The organism is Pseudomonas sp. 313, from assembly GCF_000316965.1.
Taxonomy (GTDB): domain Bacteria; phylum Pseudomonadota; class Gammaproteobacteria; order Pseudomonadales; family Pseudomonadaceae; genus Chryseomonas; species Chryseomonas benzopyrenica.
Genome location: NZ_ANBZ01000003.1, coordinates 1 through 7141 on the forward strand (window position 1 = coordinate 1; position 7141 = coordinate 7141).

Annotated in this window: 8 protein-coding genes; 1 reads left to right on the top strand and 7 read right to left on the bottom strand. The window is 64.0% G+C overall.

Annotation, left to right across the window (positions count from 1 at the left end):
• Positions 1-80: 80 nt before the first annotated feature.
• From pssA to C722_RS0100085, 4 genes are all read right to left on the bottom strand, one after another.
• Positions 81-935 carry a CDP-diacylglycerol--serine O-phosphatidyltransferase gene (gene pssA, locus C722_RS0100070; protein ID WP_017638575.1) on the bottom strand — a complete coding sequence of 285 codons (855 nt, stop codon included), beginning with the start codon at positions 933-935 and terminating at the stop codon, positions 81-83.
• 165 nt (positions 936-1100) lie between these two features.
• Entirely contained in the window at positions 1101-2117 is a 1017-nt protein-coding gene (gene ilvC / locus C722_RS0100075) for a ketol-acid reductoisomerase (RefSeq protein WP_017638576.1), read from the bottom strand.
• A gap of 26 nt (positions 2118-2143) precedes the next feature.
• Complete coding sequence (gene ilvN, locus C722_RS0100080) at positions 2144-2635, bottom strand: acetolactate synthase small subunit (RefSeq protein ID WP_007159690.1); 492 nt, start codon at positions 2633-2635, stop codon at positions 2144-2146.
• A gap of 2 nt (positions 2636-2637) precedes the next feature.
• Entirely contained in the window at positions 2638-4362 is a 1725-nt protein-coding gene (locus tag C722_RS0100085; protein ID WP_026083550.1) for an acetolactate synthase 3 large subunit, read from the bottom strand.
• A 398-nt stretch (positions 4363-4760) separates the two neighbouring features.
• Here C722_RS0100085 and C722_RS0100090 point away from each other — a divergent pair, with 398 nt between their 5' ends.
• Positions 4761-5225 (top strand): DUF4124 domain-containing protein, encoded by a 465-nt coding sequence (locus C722_RS0100090; RefSeq protein ID WP_017638578.1) that lies wholly within the window; start codon positions 4761-4763, stop codon positions 5223-5225.
• Between the two features lies 1 nt (position 5226).
• Here C722_RS0100090 and C722_RS0100095 read toward each other — a convergent pair whose 3' ends face one another.
• The 3 genes from C722_RS0100095 to C722_RS0100105 all read right to left on the bottom strand — a co-directional run.
• A complete protein-coding gene (locus C722_RS0100095; protein WP_007159693.1) occupies positions 5227-5553 on the bottom strand; it encodes a YqcC family protein in 327 nt (108 codons plus the stop codon).
• Positions 5553-6353 (bottom strand): hypothetical protein, encoded by an 801-nt coding sequence (locus C722_RS0100100; protein WP_081594549.1) that lies wholly within the window; start codon positions 6351-6353, stop codon positions 5553-5555. The genes C722_RS0100095 and C722_RS0100100 overlap by 1 nt, the downstream gene beginning before the upstream one ends.
• On the bottom strand, positions 6341-7141 hold an 801-nt coding region (locus C722_RS0100105; protein WP_017638580.1), incomplete at its 5' end, for a penicillin-binding transpeptidase domain-containing protein. The genes C722_RS0100100 and C722_RS0100105, both read right to left, overlap by 13 nt.

Sequence of the window (7141 nt, forward strand, 5' to 3'; positions counted from 1 at the left end):
TTTCGGAGCAGGTCAACAGCTTATTTTCAAAAAGCCAAAAAAGAAGGGGCTGCTCGCGCAGCCCCTTCTCTTATAGCCCCCTAGGCCCGACCGATACGGCGGTTGCGCCAGAGGGTGGTGAAGGGTCCGGAAACCGCGTAGGCCAGGAAGCCCAGCAGCAGAACGCGTGGCGGGTCGGTGAAGACCACGGCGAAGACCAGTACGGCGATCAGGATGACCACGAAGGGCACCCGTCCCTTCAGACCCAGGGTCTTGAAGCTCCAATACTTGAAGTTGCTGACCATGAGCATGCCGGCAGCAGCGACCATCAGGGCCACCAGCAGGGACAGCTTGGAGCCCTGAATGCCGAAGTCGCTGAAGCACCAGACGGTACCGGCCACCAGGGCAGCCGCAGAAGGACTGGCCAGACCGATGAAGTAGCGCTTGTCCACCGAACCGATCTGGGTGTTGAAGCGAGCCAGGCGCAAGGCGGCGCCCGCTACATAGATGAAGGCGACGGCCCAGCCGACATTGCCCAGGCCGCTCAGGGCCCACTGGAAGGCCAGGATGGCCGGCGCGACACCAAAGGCGACCATGTCGGAGAGCGAGTCGTACTGTTCGCCGAAGGCACTCTGGGTATTGGTCATGCGGGCGACGCGGCCATCCAGGCCATCGAGGACCATGGCAATGAAGATGGCGGCGGCGGCGGCCGAGAAGCCGGCGGAGGCAATCTCGTACTGCCCCTGGATGAAGGCGGTCTGCGCCGCGACACCCTTGATGATGGAATAAAGGCCGGCAAAGAGCGCCGCGGTGGTGAAGAGATTGGGCAGCAGGTACACGCCACGGCGTCTGATCTTGCGACCCTGGGCGTCCTGCGTCTCCTCGATGTGTTCATCCACGGGGATGAGGCCGTCGGTGTTGGTGTTGGACGGGGTTTCTTCGGGACGCTCGCTCATGGATTTTCCTTGGGCATTACCTGACGGATTGGACTGACCTCTTGAGGATAGGGTTCAGCCTAACCTCCCATGCTAAGGCATTGCCGGGGTCGTGGGCAGTGCAATGAAAAACGCGGCCGAGGCCGCGTCTTTTACCGTTCGTTTCAGGGCAAGCGCCCTGCCCGATCAGTTCTTGGTCTTGTCAACGATCTTGTTCGACGCGATCCAGGGCATCATGGCACGCAGCTTCTCGCCGACCTGCTCGATCGGGTGAGCCGCGTTGTTGCGACGGTAGGCGGTCATGGAGGCGTAGTTGGACGCGCCCTCGGCAACGAACATCTTGGCGTACTCGCCGTTCTGGATGCGCTTGAGCGCATTCTTCATGGCGGCGCGCGACTCGGCGTTGATCACCTCGGGGCCGGTCACGTACTCGCCGTACTCGGCGTTGTTGGAGATCGAGTAGTTCATGTTGGCGATGCCGCCTTCATACATGAGGTCAACGATCAGCTTCAGCTCGTGCAGGCACTCGAAGTAGGCCATTTCCGGCGCGTAGCCGGCTTCGACCAGGGTTTCGAAACCGGCCTTGACCAGCTCGACCGCACCACCGCACAGCACGGCTTGCTCGCCGAACAGGTCGGTTTCGGTCTCGTCCTTGAAGGTGGTTTCGATGATGCCGGTACGGCCGCCGCCGACGCCGCAGGCGTAGGACAGAGCAACGTTCTTGGCATTGCCGGAAGCGTCCTGGTGGACGGCGACCAGATCAGGGATGCCGCCGCCCTTGACGAACTCGGAACGCACGGTGTGACCCGGGGCCTTGGGGGCGATCATGATGACGTCCAGGTCAGCGCGGGGCACGACCTGGTTGTAGTGGATGGCGAAACCGTGGGCGAAGGCCAGGGTGGCACCCTGCTTCAGGTTCGGCTCGATCTCGTCCTTGTACAGCTTGGACTGGAATTCGTCGGGGGTCAGGATCATGACCACGTCAGCGGCGGCGACGGCGTCCTTGACCGGCTTGACGGTCAGACCATGGGCCTCGGCCTTGGCCACGGTGGCCGAGCCACTGCGCAGACCGACGACGACGTCGACGCCGGAGTCCTTCAGGTTGCAGGCGTGGGCGTGGCCCTGGGAGCCGTAGCCGATGATGGCGACCTTCTTGCCCTGGATGATGGAAAGGTCACAGTCTTTGTCGTAGTAAACGCGCATTGCAGGTTCTCCTGGAAAAGGGGGTATCAGATGCTCAGGGCTTTGTCGCCACGGGAAATTCCGGTCACGCCGCTACGCACCACCTCGAGGATGGACGCGGCACCGATCGCCTGGATGAAGCTGTCGATCTTCTCGCTGGTGCCCGCCAGCTGAATGGTATACACGCTACTGCCGACATCGACGATCTGGCCGCGAAAGATATCGGTGGTGCGCTTGACCTCGGCGCGCTGGGCGCCGGTGGCCTTGACCTTGATCAGCAGGAGTTCGCGCTCGATGTGAGCACTCTCTGACAGGTTGACCAGTTTCACTACCTCGATGAGCTTGTTGAGGTTCTTGGTGATCTGCTCGACCGTCTCTTCCTGGCCGATGGTAGTCAGGGTCAGGCGCGACAGGGTCGGATCCTCGGTCGCGGCGACCGTGAGGCTTTCGATGTTGTAGTTGCGCTGGGAGAACAGGCCGACCACGCGGGACAGGGCGCCGGGCTCGTTTTCCAGCAGCAGGGAGATGATGTGTCTCATGTTCAGGTCCGCTCCGTCTTGCTCAGCCACATGTCGCGCATCGCGCCATCCTTGATCTGCATCGGATAGACGTGTTCGGTGTTGTCCACGGCGATGTCGAGGAAGACCAGGCGATTCTTCATGGCGAAGGCCTCGGCCATCATCGGCTTGAGGTCTTCCAGACGCTCGATGCGCATGCCGACGTGGCCATAGGCCTCGGCCAGCTTGACGAAGTCCGGCAGGGATTCCATGTAGGAGTGGGAGTAGCGGCTGCTGTACTGCATGTCCTGCCACTGGCGGACCATGCCCAAGGCGCCATTGTTGAGGCAGACGATCTTCACCGGCAGGTCGTACTGCATGCAGGTGGAGAGCTCCTGGATGTTCATCTGCACGCTGCCTTCGCCGGTGACGCAGGCGACATCGGCGTCCGGGAAGTTGAGCTTGACACCCATGGCCGCCGGGAAGCCGAAGCCCATGGTGCCGAGGCCGCCGGAGTTGATCCAGCGATTGGGCTTGTCATAGCGGTAGTACTGGGCGGCGAACATCTGGTGCTGGCCGACATCGGAGGTGATGTAGGCATCGCCCGCGGTGACGTCGTACAGGGTCTCGATGACGGTCTGCGGCTTGATGATGCTGCCGTCGCCCTTGTTGTAGGGGAACATCTCGCGGCCGCCGCGCCATTCCTCGATCTGCTTCCACCAGGCGGCCTGGCTTTCGGCATGGGGCTTCTCGCTCAGCTCGCGGACCACGGCGACCATCTCGGCGAGGACGCTGTCGACCGGACCGACGATGGGCACGTCGGCCTTGATGGTCTTGGAGATCGACGCCGGGTCGATGTCGACATGGATGATCTTGGCGTTCGGGCAGAAGCGCGTGGCGCCGTTGATGACGCGGTCATCGAAGCGCGCACCCACGGCGAGGATGACGTCGCTGTGGTGCATGGCCAGGTTGGCCGGGTAACTGCCGTGCATGCCGAGCATGCCGAGGAACTGGCGGTCGCTGCCCGGATAGCCGCCGAGACCCATCAGGGTGTTGGTGACCGGCAGGTTGAGCAGGCGTGCCAGCTCGGTGAGGGCCGCGGAGGCACCGCCGAGGATGACGCCACCACCGGCGTAGAGGATGGGACGCTTGGCCGCTACCAGCATCTCGACGGCCTTGCGGATCTGCCCGGAGTGACCGCGTTGCGCCGGATTGTAGGAGCGCAGCTTGATCTTCTTCGGATAGACGTATTCGTATTTCTTGGTCGGATCGCCCATGTCCTTGGGGATGTCGACCACCACGGGACCGGGACGCCCGGACTCGGCGAGGTAGAAGGCCTTCTTGAGGACTTCGGGGATCTCGGAGGGGTGCTTGATGATGAAACTGTGCTTCACGATCGGCCGCGAGATACCGACCATGTCGGTTTCCTGGAAGGCGTCGGTGCCCACCATGTTGCTCGGCACCTGACCGGACAGGACGACCATGGGAATGGAGTCCATGTAGGCGGTGGCGATGCCGGTGATGGCATTGGTCGCACCGGGACCGGAGGTCACCAGGACCACACCGGCCTTGCCGGTGGCGCGGGCATAGCCGTCGGCCATGTGGGTGGCGGCCTGCTCGTGGCGAACCAGGATGTGGTTGAGCGCCGGTTCCTTGAACAGGGCGTCGTAGATGTGCAGCAGGGCACCGCCCGGGTACCCGTAGATGTGTTTCACGCCCTCGTCGCGCAAGAAGCGGACGACCATCTCAGCGCCAGTTAATAGCTCCACGTATCACCTCATTCCACGCATGGCGAGCGCCCATCGGTGGACGCTCAAGGTTCGGTTGACTGCAAGGCAGAGCATGGGCGACGGTGGTCACCGACGATTCAGCTGCCTAGAAAGCCTTGTTGGAAGATTCCGATGAATGCTGGAGCTTCCACCCGACGCGAGGTAACGCGGTGCAGGGTATTTGACTGTGGCGGCGCGGGTAGGCACCTCATGGTCTGCCGAGCAGTCAGCTTTGGGCCGACTCGCTACAGCGAACTTTGGATTGTTCGCATTCGTCCGGTGCAAGTCAAGCCGAAAGGTGCAACCGGGCGCAATCGGTCGTCGGCGATCAGCCGTGATGAAAAGGTCGACGTCTCCTCTTATAGTGAAGTCCTGTCCTCTGCCCTTCCAGGATTCTCATGCGCTCGATCTTCTGGCTTTCCGCCCTGGCTTTCGCCTGCAGCCTGTCCGCCCAGGCCGCGCAGGTCTACAAGTGGACCGACGACAAGGGCATCACCCATTTCAGTGCCCAGCCGCCCGAGGGCCAGAAGGCCAAGGAGGTGGACGTGAAGACGGCGCCGCAGATCAATGGCGGGGGCAGCGCGCCCACCTACAAGATGCCCAACGGCACCCAGCAACCGTCGGTGTCCAATGATGCCCAGCAACAGGAACTGGATCGACGGGTGAAGGCCCAGGTGCGCGAGGAACAGAACAAGCTCAAGGAGCAGTGCGATCAGGCGCGGCAGAATCTGGCACAACTGCGCAACAACCCGCGCATCCTGGTGCAGTCCGGTCGGGGCGAGACGCGGCGGCTGAGCGAAGAGGAACGTCAGCAGCGCCTGGCCGACACCCAGCTGTCCATCGAGCAGAACTGCGGCAAGTAGCTCAGGCGCTTTCGATGATGCGGTCGAATTCGGCCAGGGACGCGAGCAGGGGCAGGACCGGATCGAGATTGCCCTGATAGACCATCTCGGCCATCGGCCGGATGCCCGAGCGCGCCGGCAGGACCGCATCGCTTTCGATGATCAGCTTCATCCGCGGCACGAAGATCCACTGCAGCCACTGGGCGAAACTCAGGGTATCCACGCAGAAGGGCTCCTGGCTGGCCAGGGCCTCCGCGCTGGGCGCCTGCGCCGACCACCAGCCGAGCAGGCGCAATTCACGTTCGATCTGCAGCAGCTGATCGGCCAGGGCGGGCAGGCGCTCGTCCATCAGGTACCCACCTGGGCCTTCTGCCGGGCCAGAGCGGCCCCGGAGGCATCGCCCTGGGCCTCGCGGGCCTGAGCGATCAGCTGCCAGAGACTGGCCTGCAGGGCCGGCCGCCCGTTGGCATAGGTCAGGGCGCGCCGGGCCAGTTGCTCGCCCTGGGCGGGATCGTTCTGGGCCAGGCGTACCTGGGCCAGGCGATAGAGGACCTGGGGCTCACGCGGAGCGATACGCTGGGCTCGTTCGAGACTCGAAGAAGCGCCGTTGAGATCGCCGCCGCTCTGCTGTTGCTGGGCGGTGGTCAACAGCGCCAGCACCGGGCCATCGAGCTGTTCGTCGGCGGCAAGACCGCCGCCACTGGAGTTACTCGCGGACGGAATTCCGGTCGGCGCCCTGTTGGCCGCTGTGGAACCGTTTTGCGTAGCGGGCGGATAGACCGGCTGCGAATAGCTCGGCTGCACCGGCGCCTGGGCAGGCGGAGCGCTGGGGCTGGACGAGGTGATCAGCGGCGCCGAGGCCGCTGGCGCGGCATAGGTTTCCAGGGGCGCGGAACTGCCGCCCGGTACCATGACGGTCACCCCGGTATCGGCCGGCGCGCTGGGCGCTGCCGCCACCGGGGCCTGGCGTTGCGCCGGCAGAGGTCGGTTGTTGCCTTGGCGATAGAGTTCGCCGTTGGACACCGGACCGCCGGAATCGACCACGGGGATGGCACCACGTTGCGGCGCGGCGCAACCCGCGAGGAGAACACCGGCGATCACCACCGGCCAGACTGCTTTCGTCACCTTGCGACCTCTCAATTCAACCAGCCTTTGACCCAATCCATGACCGGATTGCCCCCGTTGCCGTTCCCGCCCGTGGCGGGCGCGGCCGGTGCGCCACAGGAGGCACCCGGTGGCGGCTCACTGCCGCGAATATAAGGCATCTGCACGGCATTGGGACACGAAGGATCCGTGCCGCGGCCAGTGGTGGCATCGACCCAGGCCTGGGTGATGTTGTCCGGCACCGGCATGTCCAGGGAGACCGGATCGGCGCGGCGCATGAAGTTGCTCCAGACCTGCAGCGCACCGGTGGCACCGGTCAGCGGCGTCTTGCCATTGTCGTCGCGACCCAGCCAGACCACCGCCAGCAGATCCTGGCTGAAGCCGGAGAACCAGCTGTCGCGGGAATCGTTGGTGGTACCGGTCTTGCCCGCCAGATTCACGCTGGTGGGGATCTGGTTGTAGACCGAACGCCCGGTGCCCTCGCGCATGACGCGCTGCATGGCGTACTGCACCAGGTAGATGGCGCCAGTATCGAAGCGCTGCTCGATCTGGAAGGGATAGCGTTTGAGCGGCTCGCCATTGGCATCGAGCACGCTGCGGATACTGCGCAACGGCGTATTGAAGCCACCATTGGCCAACGTCTGGTACATCGTCGCCACTTCCATGGGCGTCAGAGCGCCGGCCCCGAGCAGGGTCGCCGGATAGGGCGGCAGGGCGCGACTCACGCCCAGCCGCTCGACGGTCTTGAGCACCTCGGGCAGCCCGAGGTCCAGGCCCAGGCGTGCCGTGGAAAGGTTGTAGGAATGCGCCAGCCCCTGGTAGAGGAAGATGGT

Bases quoted from the DNA above. Each gene is read 5' to 3' on its own strand.
- pssA (WP_017638575.1), bottom strand. From the start codon at position 935: ATGAGCGAGCGTCCCGAAGAAACCCCGTCCAACACCAACACCGACGGC.
- ilvC (WP_017638576.1), bottom strand. From the start codon at position 2,117: ATGCGCGTTTACTACGACAAAGACTGTGACCTTTCCATCATCCAGGGC.
- ilvN (WP_007159690.1), bottom strand. From the start codon at position 2,635: ATGAGACACATCATCTCCCTGCTGCTGGAAAACGAGCCCGGCGCCCTG.
- C722_RS0100090 (WP_017638578.1), top strand. From the start codon at position 4,761: ATGCGCTCGATCTTCTGGCTTTCCGCCCTGGCTTTCGCCTGCAGCCTG.
- C722_RS0100095 (WP_007159693.1), bottom strand. From the start codon at position 5,553: ATGGACGAGCGCCTGCCCGCCCTGGCCGATCAGCTGCTGCAGATCGAA.